Raw genomic sequence first — 21,022 nt, forward strand, 5'->3', positions numbered from 1 at the left:
TTAGAAAATGTCTGACCTTTTTTTATTACTTTTTTATTACAATATCCAAATAAGGATAACAGAATCCACTGGTTAAATTTTTATTCAGTGATTTTAAAAACTTAATATATCGTAACCCCTTAAAACCTACTTTTAAAAAAGCAGACTTTTCAAATTTCATTAAACTACTAACCACGTTTATTTCTTTTAAAGGCGCAATCGCTACTTCGAACTCATGATAACTTGCTCCTCTTCCCCATCTTTTAAATTTCATCATACTTTCATCATCCAATTCTCTATAAGAATCTTTGAAATTTTTTCTACTAGAAAACTTAGAATAATAATATCCTAAATCATCTGGTAGCCAATCGTAAAAAGGCAATGCGGCAGTATGCGAATCATAATACCACAATCTATTAGGCGTTTCAATAACTGCTAGATATCCTCCTTTTGATAACATACCCCAAGCTTGTTTTAAAGATTCTAATCGTTCACTAACAGTCATATGCTCCAATACGGCATAATAGATAATAAAATCAAATTTTTGATCCTTAAAATTCTTTTCTATTTCCTCTCCATTCACATGATGCAATTCTGCTTCATATCCTGCAATCTTCATTCTATCTTTAGCAACTTCCAAAGCTCCAGCATCAACATCGACGCCAACTACTTTGGCTCCCTGCTCGCTTAAAGCTAAAGTGGAAATCCCAGTCCCACATCCAATTTCTAAAATACTTGTCCCATTTAAATCCTTAACACTATGTAACCAAGGAGCTATTCTATTTCTATTATAATATAATCGTTCAAAAAGCTGTCCACTTATTGCTTGGTTATATTCTTCAGTGGATAATCTACTTTTAGTGTTTCCTCTGTCTAAATAATTTTCCTTAAGCGATTTTGTTAGTTCTTCTAATTGCTCTTTGCTAAATGCAGTATGTTTTTGTTGCATTTTTTTCGGAGCTGTAAAGAATCTATCTTTTAACAGTTTTTTGAATACCCTTTTCATCGTTTGTGCGGTTGATTAGATTTTATTAGTAACTTTTTCTTTTAATGCATTGGCAAGTTCGTGGTGTTTTTCGAGGTTTTTTACGGTTGTATTGTTGGTTATTTTTCCTTCTAATCCAAAATTAGAAGTATATGCTCCGGTTTTACTGTCAATATCAATTCTATTAAATAATTCTAGAATACCATCAAATCGACAAGAGTCTACAAAACTATCAAAGCCATTAACAAAAATTACGGGTGTTCCCATTGCTAAACAAGGCAACGCACAATGAATTCTAGAGGTAATAACAAGTTTTGCTCTTGCATATTTATTCAGTAAATCTACGGCCATATCAAACTTCTCTTCATCTGTATAAGTATTAGAAGGTGGTTCTTGGTTAATAAATGTTGCTGTATCTAATACTTCTTTACTGATAAATTTCTTAATATGTTTATTCTTCTTTCCTAATTTAAAAGCTGATCCATTAAGAATGTTTTTTATCGTAATCTTCGTGTTATAAAATACTTTTTCGGCTCTTGGATAACTGTATAAAGGATCTACGATATAAATATCATCTCCTCTTTCTGAATCATCAACTTTATAAGAATCCAATGTTAAAGTAAGGCATCCTGTAAAATGTGCATCAACCCCTTTTGCTTTTAATGTATCTGCAGTAAATTGATCTCTACATCCTATCGGTTCGTGCTTCTTTAAATAAGCAATACCTTTTTCACTTAGCATTGCAGGAGCAGCGGTATTGTTCATATGAAAAGATACAAATACCGGATCTATATCTTCTGAAGGAACCCAATTATGAATATTGTGTGTAAACCATCCATTCATAATTAACTTGATAGGATCTCCTTTGTATTCTCCTAATCGTTCTCTATTTAATAGCGTATCAACTTTTGGTAAAAATTGTTTAGCTGCTAAACTTTGAATATTATCTCCAACATTAAAGAAATTCTTATTCTCATCGTATGTAAGTAGTCCGTATTTCATGAATTCTACAATTTACCTAGTTTTTATCTATTTGAATTTTCTATATATCTTTTGCAACCAAGGGAACTTATTCCTGATAATAAATTTCAATCTGTTTGTTCCTTTATTTGCATTATTTAATTTTTCTTCTAAAAGCCTGTCCACCTTACCGTTTCTAAAATCATTCATATGTTTAGTTTCGGTTTCAAGATCATCAAAAACAAAGAAAGTATCCACATTTTTAGCTTTTTCCATAAGTTCCCACCAGAAGTATTTTACTCCCTTGCTTCCGGAACCTATATGTAATATTTGATAAATTTTATCATAAACACTACTGTCAACATTAAATCCATATTCATTAGGATTTTGATTATTAAGTATCAATCCTAGTATTGTTCTAAAACATTTTTCGCAGTAGCTACAATTAAACTCCGTTCTTTTTTCAGAATAGCAAACACGCAATCGAAATCTTTTATCTTTCTCTGATGCAAATTTGGCAATCAAGTCTACCTTATCTTGCCTTTTTAGTTCATACCCATCATGAAATACCTTAAAACCAGATCCCCAAGTAATCTTCTCATCAATCTCAGGTGTTGATCCCCAGTCAATATCTATATGATCTGTATAAGAAGAAGCAATATGAACTGAACCATATTTATTTACAAATGATAAAGGTGCAATCGAACCTACAAGAGCTAATCCATGTTGTACTTTTCCCCACCATCCAATATCATTTAACAACAGTTCTACTTGATAGGTATAAAAATCTCTAAGATTCGTTTCTATAAACTCCTTATTATTATCATTTAAAAGCTCTTCGTTCTCAATAAAATCCGTAAAATCATTCCATTGCTCTTTATCCTTGATTGTAATATCAGCTCCGTGAAGTGTTATTAAATCCGGTTTTTGGTCATAGATTCTAATATATGTTGCAAACGCATCTACTCCTCCACTAAAAAGCATTGATGACTTAGATTTTTCTATTGAATTTTTTATTAACTTTTTCGCAACCAATGTTCCTTCAAAACTACTAGAAGTATCTCTTTTAGCAAATTCTTGTTTTATTTTTTCCTGCGCCCTATAAAAATCTTCGTCTACTTCATCTATCTCAATAGTAAAACCAGCAAACCAAGCCATTGGTAATACATTGGACAAAAATGGAATTACTGCAATACTTAATGGAGTTTTACTAACATCTATTTGATATTTAACGTAAAACAGCTCATTCTCAGTAAATAATTTTTGGATATTAGCGCCCACTGAATATTCATAGTTAATCTTATGACCATCTTCTGAATATGTAATTGCATGTAGCTTTAATGTATCCATTTTTTAATTTATTTTCGTCTCAATAATGAAACTATAGGTTTTCTAAATAATTCTCTTTCATATTCTAACATACCAACAAAATACATCATAATCGCAAAAACAATGGTATATGAAACTCCTTTAGCTATAAAATTAAACCATCCTTCACCAGGAATATAGTTAATAAAATACCCTACGGCTATTACCAGTAGAACTACCAATAAAACCTTATGAAATAACTCTTTAAAAAATCGTAGAATATTCAATCCAATTTTATTATGATAATAAAAGTTCATCACATTCTGAACAATCATCCATCCACCAACAAGCCCAACTATCATTCCTACTGCACTATACTTCATTGCTAAAAAACCACCAGCAACAACTCCAAAAATCATAAACACTAGATAAAGAATTGCCTTGAACGATAATTTATTTTTGGCTTCTAATATTGAATTCCCAAAAGCTTGTAATAAAGGTAGTGTATACCCTATCATGATAATTAGAGCAATCATATAAATTTCTCTACATTCTTCTATTCCATACCTACCATCTACAGAAGAATCTCCTCCACCAACCCATAGGTTAATAAATTGTTCCCCATATAACATAAAAGCTCCAAAAATATACATCAAAATAATAAAAGATAACCTTCCTAGTTTGATCATCATATTGGTTAACTCTTCTCCACTAGCATTGTTAACCGACATCTGTGTTGCTCTTGGTAAAAAGACACTAGAAATTGCTGTAGAAAAAGCACCATAGTACGTTCCTAAAGCGATTCCTATTCCGTAAATACCCAAAACTTTCGGTATGCTAATAGCACCTAAAACCCAACTACCTGATTTCCATTGCAACATATTTACAATCGCAAATAGAAAAATCCAACTAGAATATTTGAAAATTTCTCTAATAAAATCTTTAGAAAATTGATGCAGTTTAAATCTTACTTTTAGTTTCACTAATACATAATAGGCAGACACTGAAATCGTCAGAATATTAAACACAGTATCTACAATAACTAAGGCGATAGCTCTTCCTCCAAAAAACAAGACAGCTACAATAGTTAAAGATCTTAGAATGTATCTAATTATCCCAACGGATTCTGGAAAAACAAATTTTTCGTATCCTTTGCAAATCCCAGTAAATATCATCCCCGGAAGCTGAATTGCTAAGTTAAAAACTAGAATAACAAACATCATTTTTGCTATTCTTAGTTCTTCAGGATTAAACTTCGTAAAGTACGTATCTATAAAGAAGTAAAATATAGTTCCAGAAATAACAACCAATGTAGAAACCGCGAAATAAAGTATCCTAACCGTTCCTAAGAAATTCTCTTCCCCTTTTTTATCTTTCTCCGCTCTATATTTAGCTACAAAACGAACTACTGTATTGGTCAATCCAAAATCCAGTAATGCAATTGTACCAATTAAAGCACCGATAGCATTAAATATACCGTACTCATCCTTGCCCAAATAACTAACTATCAATGGAGTTATCATAATTCCAATAACGTTAATCAAAAAGATTTTTAAGTACGTAAGTAAAGCTCCTTTTTTTAATTGGCTCAATGCAGTTGGTTTAAAGTTATTTTTGTCGCTTTATTTAGAAAGATTATTTCCATTATAATCTTCCGTGCACTTCTTCTTCTTTTAATATTCCTTTTACATCATACAAGACACCATTTGGTTTTAACAATGATTTTAAATCAATGTCCAAGTATTCTTTATGTGCAACGGTTAATACAACAGCATCAAATTTCGAATCAGGTAATTCGGTGATCGTTTCAAGACCATATTCGTGAGCTACTTCTGATGGACTAGCCCAAGGGTCATAAATATCTATATTAGTACCAAAATCTTTAAGGTTTTGTATTACATCAACCGCTCTTGTATTCCTTACATCTGGACAATTTTCTTTAAAAGTAATTCCTAACACCAAAATATTAGCGCCTTTGATTTTGATATCGTGATTAACCATTAACTTAATCACTTCCGAAGCGACATACTGCCCCATGCTATCATTTAATCTTCTACCCGCTAATATGATTTCTGGATGATATCCAAATTCTTGTGCTCTTTGAGCTAAATAATATGGATCAACTCCAATACAATGTCCTCCTACCAAACCGGGTTTAAAAGGAAGGAAATTCCATTTTGTCCCAGCAGCTTTTAAAACCTCATTAGTATCAATATTCATGAGGTTAAAAATTTTTGCTAGTTCATTAACAAATGCAATGTTAATGTCTCTCTGCGAATTTTCTATAACCTTAGCAGCTTCTGCTACTTTTATTGTTGGCGCTAAATGAGTTCCTGCTGTAATCACAGATGCATAAAGTGCATCCACTTTTTTACCAATTTCTGGTGTAGAACCTGCTGTAACTTTTAGAATTTTTTCTACAGTATGTAATTTATCTCCCGGATTGATTCGTTCTGGAGAATATCCTGCATAAAAATCCTCATTAAACTTTAATCCACTTATTTTCTCTAAAACAGGAATACATTCTTCTTCTGTAACACCTGGATATACTGTAGATTCATATATAACAACATCTCCTTTTTTCAATACTTTTCCAACAGTTTCGCTGGACTTATACAAAGGCGTAAGATCAGGTCTATTATTTTTATCTACGGGTGTTGGAACAGTTACAATATAATAATTACAATCTTTAATATCTCCAAGATCCGCTGAACAATATAATCCCTTATCCATTTGAGAATTATCTTTCAATACAGACTGTAATACCGTATCTTCAACTTCTAAGGTAGTATCCTTTCCGGATCTTAGTTCGCTAATTCGATTTTGATTAATATCAAAACCAATAACAGGAAATTTTGTTGCAAATAATCTAGCCAAAGGAAGTCCTACATATCCTAAACCTATTATTCCTATTTTAATATCTTTCATTTTTGTGCTTATTTCGTTCGTTAATTGGTGACCTTTAATTATTTTAAATTATCCCAATACCATTTTACAGCTTCTTTTAATCCCGACTTTATATCAAATTTAGGATCATAATTAAGAAGTGTTTTAGCTTTATCGACAGAAGCTAAAGAATGTGGAACATCTCCTTTACGTTCTGGTCCTTTCTTAACTTCAACATTACTTATTTTGGAATCAAACTCTGACAAATATTCTTTTAGCAAAGTAACTAACTCATTTAAAGTAGTTCTTTCTCCAAAAGCTGTATTATATACGTTATTTAAGGCTTTCTCATTGTCGGAAACGATAGCTCTCAAATTCATTTGAATCACATTATCAATATATGTAAAATCTCTTGAAAAAGATCCATCACCATTAATTACCGGCGACTCATACTTCATAAACTGCATTACAAATTTCGGAATTACCGCAGCATACGCTCCATTAGGATCTTGTTTTCTCCCAAAAACATTAAAATATCGTAATCCAACAGTATCTAAGTCATATGTTCTTTTGAAATTATCTGCATACAACTCATTTACATACTTAGTAATTGCATATGGTGATAAGGGTTTTCCTATTTTATCCTCTATTTTTGGTAATGCTTCTGAATCACCATAAGTGGAAGAACTCGCTGCATAAATAAATCGTTTAACTCCAGCATCTCTTGCAGCTACAAGCATATTTAGAAAACCTCCTACGTTAACATCATTACTCGTTATTGGATCATTAATAGATCTAGGCACGGATCCCAATGCAGCTTGATGTAATATATAATCTACACCTTTACAAGCTTTATTACAATCTTCTAAATTACGAATATCGCCTTCGATAAATGTAAAATTTGGATTTTCCTTTAATGCTGTTAGGTTTTTCTTATGGCCAGTAGCAAAATTGTCTAGCCCCACAACTGTACTGTTAGCTTCTAATAATGCTTCGCATAGGTTTGACCCTATGAAACCTGCCGCTCCTGTAACTAAAACAGTAGAAGAACTAAGTAGTTCTAATTGGTTAGTGTTCATGTATTTTTATTTACCCCTTGATTTTTAATCCCCTACGCTATGTTTATTCCATAGACAGCGCGAAATTAATATTAAACAATAGAACACACAACTTAAATTCAAGGGGATTTTAACCCTTAATATTCGCTTAATGTTCCGTTATCCTATAAAAAAATCAATTCACCGAATCAAAAAAAATTAATCACCTGAAAATCAAACACATAAATTCCTACTTGATTTTATTAACAAAAACGTTTTCGAAACACAAAACAGGTATTAATACCTATAAAGTTCTATTAATTCTTTTTCGAATCTATTTTTTGCCAAATATTGAGATTCTAAGCCTGTTTCAAAAGGGATTGGAGTTTCTAAACTAGATACCCTTTTTACCGGAGCATCTAAAAATTCAAAACAATTTTCCATAATCATTGCAGAAATATCTGATGCGATACCTCCAAACATAGAATCTTCTTGTAATATAATTACTCTACCCGTTTTCTTTACAGACTCAAAGATAGTATCAATATCTAATGGTTGTAATGTCCTGAGATCAATCAAATCTGCGCTTATTTCAACATTACTTTCCAATGTATCTAGTACCCAATGTACACCTGCGCCATAACTAATAATTGTTATTTGATCACCTTCTTTCAACTTAGCAGCTTTTCCAAAAGGAATTGTATAATATCCTTCAGGCACTTGCTCCCTAACACTACGATATAGTGCTTTATGTTCAAAAAACAATACAGGATTTGGATCTTCTAGAGAAGTTAACAACAATCCTTTTGCATCTGCAGGAAATGCAGGATAAACCACCTTTAAACCCGGCGTTTTTGTAAACCAAGCCTCATTCGTTTGGCTATGAAATGGTCCAGCTCCTACTCCACCACCACAAGGCATTCGCACTACTACGTCTGCAGGTTGCCCCCATCTATAATTTGATTTAGCTAATAAATTTACAATTGGATTAAAACCAGAAGAAACAAAATCTGCAAATTGCATCTCAACAACTGCCTTTATGTTGTTAACTGACAGTCCATAAGCTGTAGAAATAATTGCTGATTCGCAAATAGGTGTATTACGCACTCTATTCTTACCGAATTCTTCTAAGAAACCTTCTGTAATTTTAAAAACACCTCCATAATCCGCAACATCTTGTCCCATAATCACAAGATCTTGATATTTACGCATTCCTTCTTTTAAAGCATCAGAAATTGCATCTATAAGTCGTAATTCCCTAGTTGTATGATTAGGATCTACTCTCTTAAAATCAAATAATTTATAAACATCTTCTAACTCTTTATTCAAATCAACTTGAACCTTTTCTTCTTCATTTGTTCTTTGCCAATGTTCTTCAATTTCTGCTTTAATAGCGGATTTCTTTTGAAGATCATCTGTTACTGAAAGAATATTATTTTCTATAAGATATTCTTTATAATTATCGATGGGATCTTTTAAAGCCCAATGTTGCATTAACTCTTCTGGTACATACTTGGTGCCACTAGCCTCTTCATGGCCGCGCATTCTAAAAGTCTTAAACTCCAATAATACAGGTCTTGGGTTTTGTCGTATACTCTCCGAAAGTTTACTCACTTTATCATATACTTCTAATACATTATTACCATCAATAATGTGCGACTCCATACCATATCCTACTCCTCGATCGGCAAGATGCTTACAATTATATTGCTCTCTAGTTGGTGTGGATAATCCGTACCCATTATTCTCAATACAAAAAATCACTGGTAAACTCCAAACAGAAGCCACATTTAATGCCTCATGAAAATCTCCTTCACTGGTTCCACCTTCTCCCGTAAATACCGCAGTTGCCTTGTTGTAATTTTTCAAAAGGTTGCCCAAAGCAATCCCACAAGCGACACCTAATTGAGGGCCAAGATGTGAAATCATTCCAACCACATTATATTCTTGTGACCCAAAATGAAATGATCGATCACGCCCATTTGTAAAACCATTAGATTTCCCCTGCCATTGACTAAATAATCTATAAAGAGGAATATCACGACTTGTAAACACACCCAAATTACGATGCATCGGCAATACATATTCATTTTTATCTAAAGCAGCAGTAACCCCTACAGAAATAGCTTCTTGACCAATACCACTAAACCATTTAGAAATTTTACCTTGTCGCAATAAAATGAGCATCTTTTCCTCGATCAACCTAGATTTTAGCATTTTAAAATACAAAGAAATTAATAGGTTGTCGCTGTACTCTTTCCTATCATAGTCAAATAACAATTTCTCTTCTGCCATATTGTTAAAAAATCAGTTAATTCTTATACATGATGGTTTTCTAAAGTAGAAAACTCTTAGTAAATGTAATTATTTTTATCTCAGAAAAACAACCAATATCACAATACTATTAAGCACTTGTTAATTTATCATAAACAATTCTAAGAATTAATTAAATTTACTATGTTTTAATAGTTATATGTTAAAATATAATTATTTTGACAGTTCTGGGTTATATTTTAAAAAAAGACATAATTCATAATGTATTTTTAATGAAATACATCTATTTTAGTTAAAGAAAATAATACCACCATGAATAATATACCAAGTGTAGATCTTGCAGATTTTTTATCTGAAGATCCTTCACGAAAACAAAAATTTGTTGATGAAATAGGAAAAGCCTATGAAGAGATAGGTTTTGTAGCTTTAAAAAATCATTTTTTAAGTGATAATTTAGTAGAAGAATTATATAAAGAAGTAAAAGATTTTTTTGCTTTATCAGTAGCTGATAAACAAAAATATGAAATTGAAGGATTAGGAGGACAAAGGGGATATATTTCTTTTGGAAAAGAACATGCAAAAGGAAAAAAAGAAGGTGACTTAAAGGAATTTTGGCATTTCGGACAAGAACCTTCTAAAGACGCTAACTTAATAGAAGAATACCCTCCAAATGTTATTGTTGAAGAATTAAAAGATTTCAACAATACCGGAATGGAAGCATACCGAATGTTAGAAAAAACGGGGATTCACGTCTTAAGAGCCTTAGCTATATATATCGGATTGGATGAACATTATTTTGATCACTGGGCTAGTAACGGAAATAGCATTTTAAGACCTATACACTACCCTCCAATAACAGAGGAGCCAAAAGGTGCCGTTCGTGCCGGTGCACACGGAGATATCAATTTGATTACACTACTAATGGGCGCTTCTACTGGAGGGCTACAAGTACAACGTAAAGACGGTGAATGGATAGATGCAATACCTCAAGAAGATGAGTTGGTAATCAATGTAGGTGATATGCTAGAACGTCATACTAACAATAAATTGCGATCTACGATCCATAGAGTAATTAACCCTCCTAAAGAACAATGGGGTAAACCTAGATATTCTATTCCTTTCTTTATGCATCCTAGAAGTGATATGAAATTAAATTGTTTAGAAGAATGTATTACAAAAGATAACCCTAAACAATACGATGATATTACTGCTGGAGATTTTCTTCATCAGCGCTTAGTAGAAATTGGATTGATTAAGAAATAGCAACTTCTCATGGATTTAAAAGATCAATTAAAAAATTTATTTCCTGATCATGAACCTGTTGAAGAGGAAAAAGTTATAGAAAAAGAAAATGATATTTGGATGCAAGATGATCCTATCATTTGTAAATATGAAAAAAGAAAAGGAAAACCAATTACTATTTTAGAAGGATATACTGGAGCTGACCACGATTTCAAAAAACTAGCCAAGGAAATAAAAACAAAATTAAATGTTGGAGGTAGTTTTAAAGACGAACGAATTATTATTCAGGGAGATTATCGGGATAAAATTATGGGTATCCTTAAGGAAAAAGGATTTAAAGTGAAAAGAGTTGGTGGATAAAATCATCATATAATATTATAGAAAACTGAAGATAATTGGGGGCTAAGACATTACATATAACTAATGGCGACACTTTAACTGATCGCCTAAAAGAGCTACATCTTGTAGATGGAGAATTAATAACATGGCGTGAAATGCTCTGTGAAGGTCCCACTAGTATAAAAATTGAAACAGAAAAAGCAATAGCAAAGCGAAAAGAATTTCTTCAGAAATATTATAGAATTTCACCCGCTGATTATCAAAAAAAATTTGTTTCTCAGCTAGAAAAACTGAATACTCCTGGAAAATATGATGAAATTATATTATGGTTCGAATATGACCTTTTCTGCCACATAAATATGATAGCGGTAATAAGTCTACTACTCCGAAAAAAAATTAAAGACACTCCAATATACCTAGTATGTAGTGGTCGTGTAGAAAACGTAAAAAAATGCCTAGGTCTTTGTGAATTATCTGATGTACAATTAAAAAAACATTTTAAAGACAAGGTCTTATTAAATATAAATGATTTAGAACTTGCATCTCATATATGGACTTTATATTGTGAATCAAATCCTAAAAAGATCGTTGGCCAAATTAAAAAACAATCTTCCTTCGAGTACTTATCAATATGCTTAAGAGCACATTTGCAGAGATTCCCCAATATGCTTACTGGACTTAATATATTAGAGCATAATATCTTAGAAATGGTAGACACTTATCAGATTAAAAACATCAAGCAATTGATGGGGTATGCCTTAGAATACCAAGGATTTTATGGATATGGTGATATGCAAATGAAGCGGGTACTTGCTAGACTTTTTCAGTTTTTTGATCAAACTAAAGAGCGTCTTTTATTATCCGATAGAGGAAAATTAGCGCTACAGCAAAAAAAGAATTTTTACAATACGCAAATGTTAGATTGGCACTATGGAGGTGTCAAGAAATATGACTATCTATATAACAACGAAACACATAATTTATTAAAATTATAATATGGCTATAGCCGAATCTGAACTCATTCTTAATAAAGATGGTAGTATATATCATTTAAATATTAAACCAGAACATCTAGCAGAAACAGTAATAACAGTAGGTGATCCGGATCGTGTAACTCTAGTTACTAAGTATTTTGATACTATAGAACACAAAATATCTAAAAGAGAGTTTCATACTCAAACTGGAGTATATAAAGGAAAAAGAATTACAGTACTATCCACAGGAATTGGAACAGATAATATAGACATTGTTTTTAATGAGCTAGATGCCCTTGTAAATATTGATCTAGAAACAAGAAAGGTAAAGTCCAACCATACTTCTCTCAATATTATTCGTATTGGTACTTCTGGAGCTATTCAATCAGAAATTCCAATTGATAGTTTCATAGTTTCTGAACTTGCAATTGGATTTGATAGTTTACTTCATTTTTATGATAGCAAAGACATTCAGTTTCCTCAGATCTCTGAGCCTCTAATGAAACATTTAGATTGGAATAGAGATAAATCAACACCTTATGTAGTTTCTTTTGACAAAAAATTAGGAAGACATATGCAGAGTGATTTAACTAGCAAAGGGTTTACAATAACAAACGTCGGTTTTTATGGACCTCAAGGAAGAGTATTAAGACTGCCACTCTCCGACGCAAATTTGAACAAAAAAATCGCATCTTTTAGTTATGCCGATAAGAAAATCACAAATTTAGAAATGGAAACCGCAGGTATTTATGGAATGGCAAAATTATTAGGCCATCGTGCTGTTTCTATGAATGCTATGATTGCTAATAGAGCAACCGGAAAGTTTAGTGACAATCCAGAAAAAACAGTTAATGAACTTATCAAATACACTTTAGATAAAATTGTTAGTTACCCAGATTAGATTTAACTTTTACTTAAAACTAAACAGTATCTTATAACTTAACTTTAAATATGGATCAGAATAAATACCCTTTTAAAGATAGAGATGTAAATTGGTTGAGTTTTAACGAACGTGTCTTACAAGAAGCAGAAGATCAATCTAACCCTCTTTACGAAAGATTAAAATTTTTAGCAATATTTTCGTCGAATCTTGATGAATTTTTTAGGGTAAGAGTTTCACGCTTACGTCAAATAAAAAAAATCGACAAGAAACTCCGGAAAAAACTAGCATTAAAACCCAACAAACAGGTAAAAGAAATTCTACAAAAGGTAAAAAATCAACAAGAACGATTTGGTCAAATTTTTCATCGACAACTAATCCCAGAACTTGCTAAACATAATATTTATTTAATACAAGAAATAAACTTTGATTTTAATCAACATGCATTTGTAACGGAATATTTCATTTCTAAAGTTCTACCTCTAATTAAATCTGAAATAGTTGACTTATCCAAACCCAAAAGCGTATTTCTCGAAAACAACAAATTATATTTTCTTGTAACATTCGAAGAACAAGATAGTTTTGGACTTGTTAATATTCCATCAGATGACTTAAGTCGATTTATATGTCTTCCAACTAAAAATAACAATACCTATATTGCTTTTTTAGATGATATCATACAACTCAACATGGATCAAATATTTGATAATCAAAAGATTAAAAATTGTTTTGAAATCAAATTATCTAGAGACGCCGAATTATATATTGATGATGAGTTTGAAGGTATATTAGCAGAGAAAATAAAAGAATCCTTATCACAGCGAAACGATGGTCAACCAACTCGTTTATTATTCGATTCTTCTATGCCAAAAGAGGTTAAAAAAAGAACTCGAAACTTTTTTGGTCTTGGTAAAATAGATATGATGCCTGGAGGCAAATATCATAACTTTAGTGACTTTTTTAGTTTTCCTGACCCGACTAACAATCCATTTTTGCATTATCCCCCTGCAACAGAAATAAAACATAAATCATTTGATAATAATACTGATTATTTCGATGTGATTTCTAAAGGAGATCAGTTAGTACATTTCCCTTATATGTCTTTTGATTACGTACAAAACCTTATAAATCAAGCAGCAACAGATAAATGGGTTACAGAAATCAAGATTTCATTATATAGAGTAGCAAAACAATCCGAATTGACAACCTCCTTACTAAAAGCCTTAGAAAATGGAAAAAAAGTTACGGTATTTGTAGAAGCCAAAGCACGTTTCGATGAGGAAAACAATTTAAAATGGGGTAAAATTTTTGAAGAAAAAGGAGCTATGGTTTTCTATAGTTATCCTAAAATAAAAGTTCACTCTAAAATATTATTGATCAACAGAAAAAAAGGAAACGACAATATTTCTTATGCTTATATAGGCACTGGAAATTTCAATGCTAAGACATCAAAAATTTATTGTGACCATGGATTATTTACTTCTAATCCAGAAATCACAAAGGATCTTATAGAAGTCTTTGAAGTACTATCTGCAAAAATGATATTACCCAGACCTAAAAAATTATTAATATCACCCTTTACCACTAGAGATACTTTCGAAAAATTAATCGATATAGAAATAAACAATGCGAAAAATGGAAAGAAAGCGGGTATCAAGGTAAAACTAAATAGTTTAGAAGATAAATCGATCATCAAAAAACTATATAAAGCTAATGTAGCTGGTGTAAAAATAGAACTATTAGTTAGAGGATTCTCTTGTTTAATACCTGGGTTAGAAGGAATAAGTGAAAATATCACAGTGACCAGTATTATTGATAGATATTTAGAACATGGTAGAATTTACTATTTCGAAAATAACGGTGACCCCAAATTATATATTGGTAGTGCAGATTGGATGACTCGTAATCTTGACAAACGAATTGAAGTATTAGTCCCTATAATAAATAATAATTGTAAGCAGGAATTAACTGAAATCCTAAATATCCAATTAAACGATAATACTAAGGCAAGAATACTAGATTTTGAAGAAAACAACTATTATAAAAAGAAAATGGACGAAAAACCGTCCATACAATCTCAATATCAAATAAGAGAATATCTCGAGAAAAGACATTCTCCAAAAAGTACCTTATCCAAACAATATCTTTAAACTAATTAAAAAATTAGTAGCTAACAATACAGCAATAAAAACAACAATTCCGTTTTCTAATGTATTACTTTTTAATTTAGCTACTTTAACTTGAGCATTTTTATTCTTTAAAAAATTCTTTTTCATAGCAAATATTGTTTTTATTTGGGGTTAATTATTTCAAATGTAGTCGTAATTATCAGATTTATATTTCAAAAGTAATGATATTATTTATTATTCAACGACAAAAAGCAAATAAAATCGATAAAATACACTTTTTTAACATTTCTTATACTATACAACATGCATACTATAAAAATTGGCGGTGTTCCTGAGCACTTTAACTTACCTTGGCATTTAACAATTGAAGAGGGAGCTTACTTAGAAAAAGATATCCAATTAGAATGGACAGATTTCCCTGGAGGAACTGGAGCAATGTGCGAGGCTTTAAGAAAAAAAGATATCGATATCGCTATTATATTAACTGAAGGAATCATAAAAGATATTATAGGTGGTAACCCTTCAAAAATTGTCCAAACATATATTCAGTCACCTTTAGTTTGGGGGATTCATGTTGGTCATAATTCTAAATACACAAGTCTAAATGAGTTACAAAACACTTCTGCAGCGATAAGCAGATATGGTTCAGGATCTCATTTAATGGCATACATTAACGCACAAAACGCTGGATGGGATACTACTAATCTGCAGTTCGAAGTTGTTAAAAATCTTGATGGAGCTGTAGAAGCTTTGACAGATGGTAGTGCCGATTATTTTATGTGGGAACATTTCACAACTAAACCATTAGTAGATAATAAGACATTTAGACGCATCGCAGACTGCCCTACCCCTTGGCCATGTTTTGTAATAGCTGTTAGAGAAGAAATATTAAATACAAAAAGAGATCAGCTAAAAGATATACTACAAATTATAAATAATACGAGCTTAGATTTTAAACAAATACCTAGTATTGATAAAACGCTAGCACACCGATATGATCAGAAATTAGAAGATATTAGAGAATGGTTGCAAATTACGGAATGGAGTCAGTCTATAATAGATCATAAAACATTAATAGAAATTCAGGATCAATTATTTAAGTTAGATATAATTGATAAAAAAATTGATCCTAAAGATTTAATTTTTGAATTCTAAGCAACCTTTTAATTATTTGCACATCTTGTTTACGTAGGAAAACAAATTAATTATCATGAAACAGATATCAATAATCGTTATTATTTTATTTTCATTTCAAGTTTCTTTAGCTCAAGATCAAGCCGATCTACCAAAAAGAGATCTTAAAAAAAATGAATTCAGTATCAATCCTCTTAATTTAATAGCATTCGGAGCATTAGACATAGGTTACGAAAGAGTTCTTAATAACAATAGCACTTTAGGCTTTGACTTATTTTATAGTCTAGTAGATCGTGATAATGATGAAGATTTTATTAGTACAGACGATATATTTGATAAAGAAATAGCATTTACAACAAGTTTTAAATATTTTTTTGGAAATCGAATTGCTAGAGGGTTTTATGTAGAAGGGTTTGGAATGTTATCTTCTGGTGAACACGAGGAATATATAGAAGTTTTTGATAATCAAGGAAACTTTATCAGCGCCAGTGATGTAGAACAAGACTATACTGATTTCGCTATAGGTTTTGCTGTTGGAGGAAAATTTGTTACCAGAAACGGTTTCTTCATTGATATAGGATTTGGTATTGGGCGAAATTTATTTAGTAATAAAAGTCCAGAAATTATTGTAAGACCAAACATATATCTAGGATACCGCTTTTAAGTAAGGTTATTTAATCCAATAACATACAATTTTCACCTTTTCTTAGTAGGGTATATTTTTATTAGTTTGTTTTAGGAAAGAAATCAAGATGATTTTAGAATAACATTAGTACTTAAACATCTCTTGATTATTTAAAAACAAAGACAATAAATTAATTTAAAAACAAACGAATGAGATTTTTTACAACAATAGTTGCTATCATTTTCACATTACACTTAACAGCACAAGAACAATCAAATTCTACACCAAGAGATATCAATAAAAACGAATTTAGTTTAAACCCATTAAGTATTATTGCTTTTGGAGCTTTAGATATTGGTTATGAAAGGGTACTTACTGATAATACTACTTTAGGGTTTGACTTTTTTTATAGGTTTAGCGATGAAATAGATCAAGATGATGATATCATCGATAGAGATGGAATTTATGATAAAGAAATTGCATTGACAGTAAATTATAAATATTTTTTTGGGAGTAGAATAGCCAGAGGATTTTATATTGAAGGGTTTGGTATGTTATCTAATGGAGAACATGAAGAATTTGTAGAGATGACTAATATATCTGGAGATTTTGTAGGAGGAATGGATGTTGATATGGAATTTACTGATTTTGCTATAGGATTTGGTGTAGGAGGTAAATTTGTTACAAAAAAGGGGTTCTTTTTAGATATTGGAATTGGAATCGGCAGGAATTTATTTAATAATAATAGCCCAGATATCATCGTTAGACCTGATTTATATTTAGGATATAGATTTTAAAAGTAGGGTATTCCATTATAGAAACGTTATATAATAGAGCGGTAAAGATGGTAAATGTTCAAATTTTTAGTATTTTTTCATCATACCTTAAATTAAATAGAATAAATATTTAAGATATGTTTAATACACACATCTTATGGGCTTTCCGTAAGAAAAGATTGAAATATTTTTGTACATTTGCCTTGCCTACCCCAATAAACCAATTATTAAAATGTACGCAACCTTTTTGGAAAATTGCATCTAATAATTAACTAACAAATCAAACCATGGCAACATTTTTATTAATTCTTGGAGGGCTTATAGCATTCAATTTTGTTCTTTTAAAATTCAGTATGCAATCAGTAGATTCCGAAAAAAAGAAGAATAAAGCAGTAAAATCTGTAACAAATTCTAAAATTAAAGAACCTAAAACTTCCGGTATCCCTAAAGCTGCATAATTCATTTACCATTCTATAGGTAATTGATTTGTACTTTTCAGATATTCATTAGTTTTCCCAAAGTGTTTATTTCCAAACCAATAACCTCGGTTAGCACTTAAAGGAGAAGGATGTCCACTATTTAAGATAAAGTGTTTATTATCATCTATTTTAGCACCTTTTTTCTTAGCAAAACCTCCCCACAATAAGAAAACGACATTCTCTTTATTTTTTGATATATATTGAATTACTGCATCTGTAAGTTTTTCCCATCCCTTACCCTGATGAGATCCTGCCTGATGTGCTCTTACAGTTAAAGTCGCATTTAACAACAAAACTCCCTGATCAGCCCAACGTTTTAAGTTCCCATTAGAAGGAAAAGGAATACTTAGATCTGATTCTATTTCTTTAAAAATATTTACTAATGAAGGAGGAATAGCAATTCCACTATTTACAGAGAAACAAAGACCATGAGCCTGTCCTATACCATGATATGGATCTTGACCAATGATCACTACCTTAACATTATCAAAACTACAATAATTAAAAGCTGAAAAAATCTCTGATTCGGGAGGAAAACAAGTTTCTTTTTTATATTCTAATTCAATAAAATCAACTAAACTCTTAAAATATGGTTTATCAAATTCACTTTCTAAGTGTGTCCTCCAACTATTCTCAATATTTACATTCATCTTAGTATCAAAAAAAATCGCAATTGTTTACATTTGCTTTCATATAAAATTATAATAAATACTTTTCTAAAAATAAACTTCTATCAAGTTTTATAATAAAGAAATTAACATAAAAGAATACCTCCTAAAAATTAGGATAACAAGATGATCCGAATTTCAGAAAAAACACTTAAAGATCTAGAATTCCATACGGTACTTAGTCATATCCAAGACTTATGCAATACAGATTATGGAAAAATAAAAGCTTTACAAATTGTTCCGTTATCTACGAAAGAAGAATTACACACATCATTACAACAAGTATTTGAATATAAATCTTCATACTTGAATGATGCAAGAATACCCAATCACGGATTTGATAGCATTGATAAGGAACTACAACTATTAGGAATAGAAAATACTTTCTTAGAAACTTTTAATCTAAAAAAGATTATCTCAATTAGTATTACTACTAATGATTTGCTAAGTTTTTTTAGAAAATTTAAAGAATTATACCCAATATTATATCAAACATCATCTGAAGTACCTTTTACAAAAGAAGTAATCAACTGTATCGAAATTGTAGTAGATAAATTTGGAGAAATTAAAGATAACGCCTCTCCTACCCTTAGTATACTTAGAAAAGACATACATGAAGTACAAGGTAAATTAAATGGAAGTTTTGGACGTGATCTTACTAGATACAATAGTTTAGGATATTTAGATGATATCAAAGAAAGTGTTGTTGATAATAGACGAGTACTTGCTGTAAAAGCTATGTACAGACGGAAGGTAAAGGGGTCTATCATGGGAAATTCTAAGACCGGAAGTATTGTCTATATAGAACCCGAAGCGACCTTGCAATTTAGTAGAACATTAAGTAATCTACAATATGAGGAACGAGAAGAGGTCGTTAAAATATTAAAAGATCTTACAAATAGAATAAGGCCTTTTTCTGAACTATTATCACAATACCAAGAATATCTAAGTCATATTGATATTGTAGCCGCTAAAACTAAGTATGCAAATAAATTTAATGGGGTATTGCCTAAAATAACCCAAGATCGAGAAATAACCATTAAAGATGCGTACCATCCTCTACTCTATCTAAATAACCAAGAAAAAGGACAGAAAACACATCCTCAAACAATTTCTTTAGATAAAAACAATAGAATTATTGTAATATCTGGTCCCAATGCAGGAGGAAAAAGTATCACTTTAAAAACTGTTGGGCTGTTACAAATTATGCTGCAAAGTGGTATGCTTATACCAGTTCATGAATATAGTAGAATGTGCGTTTTTGATACTATTCTTACCGATATAGGAGATAATCAATCTATAGAAAATCATTTAAGCACCTATAGTTATCGATTAAAGAATATGAACTATTTCCTAAGGAAATGTAATAATAAAACGTTATTTCTTATTGATGAGTTTGGAACTGGAAGTGATCCCGAATTAGGTGGAGCCCTGGCTGAAGCCTTTTTAGAAGTTTTTTATGAACGTGAATCTTTTGGTATAATCACCACACATTATGCTAATCTTAAAATGTTAGCAAATGAACTTCCGAATATGACAAATGCTAATATGCTTTTTGATTCTAGAACATTAGAACCCTTGTTTAAATTATATTTAGGAGAAGCAGGAAGCTCTTTTACATTCGAAGTAGCGCAAAAAAACGGAATACCATATAGCTTAATCAATAAAGCTAAGAAAAAAGTAGAACGTGGTAAAATTCGTTTTGATAAGAGTATTGCCAACTTACAAAAAGAGCGATCAAAACTTCAAAAAACTACTTCATCTTTAAAATCTAAAGAGCAAAAAGCAGAAGATGAAAAAGAAAGATTGGATAAAATAAATAAAAGATTACAAAACAAATTAGAAAGCTACCAGGAATTATACGACAGTAATCAACGAATGATTTATTTAGGACAAAAACTAAATGAAATCAGTGAAAAATATTTTCATAATAAGAAGAAAAGAGAGCTTATCGATGAATTTATGAAAATAGTGCAAGTAGAGAATTCAAAGAGAAAAAAGCAATCCACCAAACAAAGAAGAGCAAAAAAAGCTAAAGAAGAAAAAATAGTCAAAGAAGTAGAGAAAAAGGTAGAAATAATTAGAGAGAAGAAAAAAGAGCAGAAGAAAAAAGAAGAAAAAATAGAAAAAGAAAAGCCAAAAGTAGTTCTCAAAATTGGTGACAGAGTAAGAATGATTGATGGAAAATCAATTGGTACGATAGATGTTTTAGAAAAAGGAAAAGCGGTAGTTAATTATGGGATATTTACTACGAATGTAGCGATTGATCAATTAGAATTCGTAGAACGAAAAAAATAAGAATTAAATAAAAAATAGTTTAATAAAATTCAAAAGCCCACTAACCAAA

At 30.9% G+C, this 21,022-nt stretch carries 19 protein-coding genes; 10 read left to right on the forward strand and 9 right to left on the reverse strand.

The genetic code is table 11. The features are described 5' to 3' along the window. Positions 1-25: 25 nt before the first annotated feature. From H526_RS0103025 to H526_RS0103055, 7 genes are all read right to left on the reverse strand, one after another. Positions 26-985, reverse strand: coding sequence for a class I SAM-dependent methyltransferase (locus H526_RS0103025; protein WP_027391627.1), 960 nt, complete (start codon positions 983-985; stop codon positions 26-28). A gap of 15 nt (positions 986-1,000) precedes the next feature. After that, positions 1,001-1,966 carry a polysaccharide pyruvyl transferase family protein gene (locus H526_RS0103030; protein ID WP_027391628.1) on the reverse strand — a complete coding sequence of 322 codons (966 nt, stop codon included), beginning with the start codon at positions 1,964-1,966 and terminating at the stop codon, positions 1,001-1,003. Positions 1,967-1,993: 27 nt separating this feature from the next. Continuing rightward, the gene (locus tag H526_RS0103035; RefSeq protein ID WP_027391629.1) at positions 1,994-3,274 is read right to left on the reverse strand and encodes a hypothetical protein; all 1,281 of its coding nucleotides are present in this window, start codon (positions 3,272-3,274) and stop codon (positions 1,994-1,996) included. Between the two features lie 8 nt (positions 3,275-3,282). Then, a complete protein-coding gene (locus H526_RS0103040) occupies positions 3,283-4,824 on the reverse strand; it encodes an oligosaccharide flippase family protein (RefSeq protein ID WP_027391630.1) in 1,542 nt (513 codons plus the stop codon). A gap of 52 nt (positions 4,825-4,876) precedes the next feature. Next, positions 4,877-6,160 carry a nucleotide sugar dehydrogenase gene (locus H526_RS0103045; RefSeq protein ID WP_027391631.1) on the reverse strand — a complete coding sequence of 428 codons (1,284 nt, stop codon included), beginning with the start codon at positions 6,158-6,160 and terminating at the stop codon, positions 4,877-4,879. A 38-nt stretch (positions 6,161-6,198) separates the two neighbouring features. After that, positions 6,199-7,197 carry an SDR family oxidoreductase gene (locus tag H526_RS0103050; protein ID WP_027391632.1) on the reverse strand — a complete coding sequence of 333 codons (999 nt, stop codon included), beginning with the start codon at positions 7,195-7,197 and terminating at the stop codon, positions 6,199-6,201. A 255-nt stretch (positions 7,198-7,452) separates the two neighbouring features. After that, positions 7,453-9,450: an alpha-ketoacid dehydrogenase subunit alpha/beta gene (locus H526_RS0103055; protein WP_027391633.1), complete on the reverse strand. Its 1,998-nt coding sequence runs from the start codon at positions 9,448-9,450 to the stop codon at positions 7,453-7,455. Positions 9,451-9,741: 291 nt separating this feature from the next. Between H526_RS0103055 and H526_RS0103060 the strand changes: the two genes are divergently transcribed. Genes H526_RS0103060 through ppk1 form a run of 5 tightly spaced genes read left to right on the forward strand, consistent with a single transcriptional unit; the run spans position 9,742 to position 15,014 of the window. Then, a complete protein-coding gene (locus H526_RS0103060; RefSeq protein WP_027391634.1) occupies positions 9,742-10,692 on the forward strand; it encodes an isopenicillin N synthase family dioxygenase in 951 nt (316 codons plus the stop codon). A 9-nt stretch (positions 10,693-10,701) separates the two neighbouring features. Continuing rightward, positions 10,702-11,031, forward strand: a complete 330-nt coding sequence (locus tag H526_RS0103065; protein ID WP_027391635.1) for a translation initiation factor — start codon at positions 10,702-10,704, stop codon at positions 11,029-11,031. A 35-nt stretch (positions 11,032-11,066) separates the two neighbouring features. Further along, positions 11,067-12,005 (forward strand): DUF1835 domain-containing protein, encoded by a 939-nt coding sequence (locus H526_RS0103070; RefSeq protein WP_027391636.1) that lies wholly within the window; start codon positions 11,067-11,069, stop codon positions 12,003-12,005. Position 12,006: 1 nt separating this feature from the next. Next, positions 12,007-12,885 (forward strand): nucleoside phosphorylase, encoded by an 879-nt coding sequence (locus H526_RS0103075; protein WP_027391637.1) that lies wholly within the window; start codon positions 12,007-12,009, stop codon positions 12,883-12,885. 50 nt (positions 12,886-12,935) lie between these two features. Then, the gene (ppk1, locus tag H526_RS0103080; RefSeq protein WP_027391638.1) at positions 12,936-15,014 is read left to right on the forward strand and encodes a polyphosphate kinase 1; all 2,079 of its coding nucleotides are present in this window, start codon (positions 12,936-12,938) and stop codon (positions 15,012-15,014) included. On the opposite strand, the gene H526_RS31645 is transcribed toward ppk1, so the two are convergent. Then, entirely contained in the window at positions 14,994-15,140 is a 147-nt protein-coding gene (locus tag H526_RS31645; RefSeq protein WP_155839603.1) for a hypothetical protein, read from the reverse strand. The two genes, ppk1 and H526_RS31645, sit on opposite strands and share 21 nt — an antisense overlap. Before the next feature lie 156 nt (positions 15,141-15,296). Between H526_RS31645 and H526_RS0103090 the strand changes: the two genes are divergently transcribed. The 4 genes from H526_RS0103090 to H526_RS31650 all read left to right on the forward strand — a co-directional run bounded on the left by H526_RS0103090 (position 15,297) and on the right by H526_RS31650 (position 17,986). Continuing rightward, positions 15,297-16,148: a substrate-binding domain-containing protein gene (locus H526_RS0103090; RefSeq protein ID WP_027391639.1), complete on the forward strand. Its 852-nt coding sequence runs from the start codon at positions 15,297-15,299 to the stop codon at positions 16,146-16,148. Between the two features lie 55 nt (positions 16,149-16,203). After that, a complete protein-coding gene (locus H526_RS0103095) occupies positions 16,204-16,791 on the forward strand; it encodes a hypothetical protein (RefSeq protein WP_051335945.1) in 588 nt (195 codons plus the stop codon). Between the two features lie 170 nt (positions 16,792-16,961). Further along, complete coding sequence (locus H526_RS0103100; protein WP_027391641.1) at positions 16,962-17,549, forward strand: hypothetical protein; 588 nt, start codon at positions 16,962-16,964, stop codon at positions 17,547-17,549. 266 nt (positions 17,550-17,815) lie between these two features. Continuing rightward, on the forward strand, positions 17,816-17,986 hold the full coding sequence (locus tag H526_RS31650; protein ID WP_155839604.1) for a hypothetical protein: 171 nt from the start codon (positions 17,816-17,818) through the stop codon (positions 17,984-17,986). Positions 17,987-17,991: 5 nt separating this feature from the next. On the opposite strand, the gene H526_RS0103110 is transcribed toward H526_RS31650, so the two are convergent. Further along, on the reverse strand, positions 17,992-18,657 hold the full coding sequence (locus tag H526_RS0103110) for a uracil-DNA glycosylase (RefSeq protein ID WP_027391642.1): 666 nt from the start codon (positions 18,655-18,657) through the stop codon (positions 17,992-17,994). A gap of 144 nt (positions 18,658-18,801) precedes the next feature. Between H526_RS0103110 and H526_RS0103115 the strand changes: the two genes are divergently transcribed. Next, a complete protein-coding gene (locus H526_RS0103115) occupies positions 18,802-20,973 on the forward strand; it encodes an endonuclease MutS2 (RefSeq protein WP_027391643.1) in 2,172 nt (723 codons plus the stop codon). The last annotated feature ends 49 nt before the right edge of the window (positions 20,974-21,022 follow it).

This window comes from Aquimarina latercula DSM 2041, from assembly GCF_000430645.1.
In the GTDB taxonomy this organism is placed as follows: Bacteria; Bacteroidota; Bacteroidia; order Flavobacteriales; family Flavobacteriaceae; genus Aquimarina; species Aquimarina latercula.

What these genes read in the sequence shown, in the direction of transcription:
- H526_RS0103030 (WP_027391628.1), bottom strand. Translation starts at nt 1,966, where the DNA reads ATGAAATACGGACTACTTACATACGATGAGAATAAGAATTTCTTTAAT.
- H526_RS0103060 (WP_027391634.1), top strand. Translation starts at nt 9,742, where the DNA reads ATGAATAATATACCAAGTGTAGATCTTGCAGATTTTTTATCTGAAGAT.
- H526_RS0103035 (WP_027391629.1), bottom strand. Translation starts at nt 3,274, where the DNA reads ATGGATACATTAAAGCTACATGCAATTACATATTCAGAAGATGGTCAT.
- H526_RS0103110 (WP_027391642.1), bottom strand. Translation starts at nt 18,657, where the DNA reads ATGAATGTAAATATTGAGAATAGTTGGAGGACACACTTAGAAAGTGAA.
- ppk1 (WP_027391638.1), top strand. Translation starts at nt 12,936, where the DNA reads ATGGATCAGAATAAATACCCTTTTAAAGATAGAGATGTAAATTGGTTG.
- H526_RS31645 (WP_155839603.1), bottom strand. Translation starts at nt 15,140, where the DNA reads ATGAAAAAGAATTTTTTAAAGAATAAAAATGCTCAAGTTAAAGTAGCT.
- H526_RS0103025 (WP_027391627.1), bottom strand. Translation starts at nt 985, where the DNA reads ATGAAAAGGGTATTCAAAAAACTGTTAAAAGATAGATTCTTTACAGCT.
- H526_RS0103045 (WP_027391631.1), bottom strand. Translation starts at nt 6,160, where the DNA reads ATGAAAGATATTAAAATAGGAATAATAGGTTTAGGATATGTAGGACTT.
- H526_RS0103115 (WP_027391643.1), top strand. Translation starts at nt 18,802, where the DNA reads ATGATCCGAATTTCAGAAAAAACACTTAAAGATCTAGAATTCCATACG.
- H526_RS0103090 (WP_027391639.1), top strand. Translation starts at nt 15,297, where the DNA reads ATGCATACTATAAAAATTGGCGGTGTTCCTGAGCACTTTAACTTACCT.
- H526_RS0103095 (WP_051335945.1), top strand. Translation starts at nt 16,204, where the DNA reads ATGAAACAGATATCAATAATCGTTATTATTTTATTTTCATTTCAAGTT.
- H526_RS0103100 (WP_027391641.1), top strand. Translation starts at nt 16,962, where the DNA reads ATGAGATTTTTTACAACAATAGTTGCTATCATTTTCACATTACACTTA.
- H526_RS31650 (WP_155839604.1), top strand. Translation starts at nt 17,816, where the DNA reads ATGGCAACATTTTTATTAATTCTTGGAGGGCTTATAGCATTCAATTTT.
- H526_RS0103065 (WP_027391635.1), top strand. Translation starts at nt 10,702, where the DNA reads ATGGATTTAAAAGATCAATTAAAAAATTTATTTCCTGATCATGAACCT.
- H526_RS0103075 (WP_027391637.1), top strand. Translation starts at nt 12,007, where the DNA reads ATGGCTATAGCCGAATCTGAACTCATTCTTAATAAAGATGGTAGTATA.
- H526_RS0103055 (WP_027391633.1), bottom strand. Translation starts at nt 9,450, where the DNA reads ATGGCAGAAGAGAAATTGTTATTTGACTATGATAGGAAAGAGTACAGC.
- H526_RS0103050 (WP_027391632.1), bottom strand. Translation starts at nt 7,197, where the DNA reads ATGAACACTAACCAATTAGAACTACTTAGTTCTTCTACTGTTTTAGTT.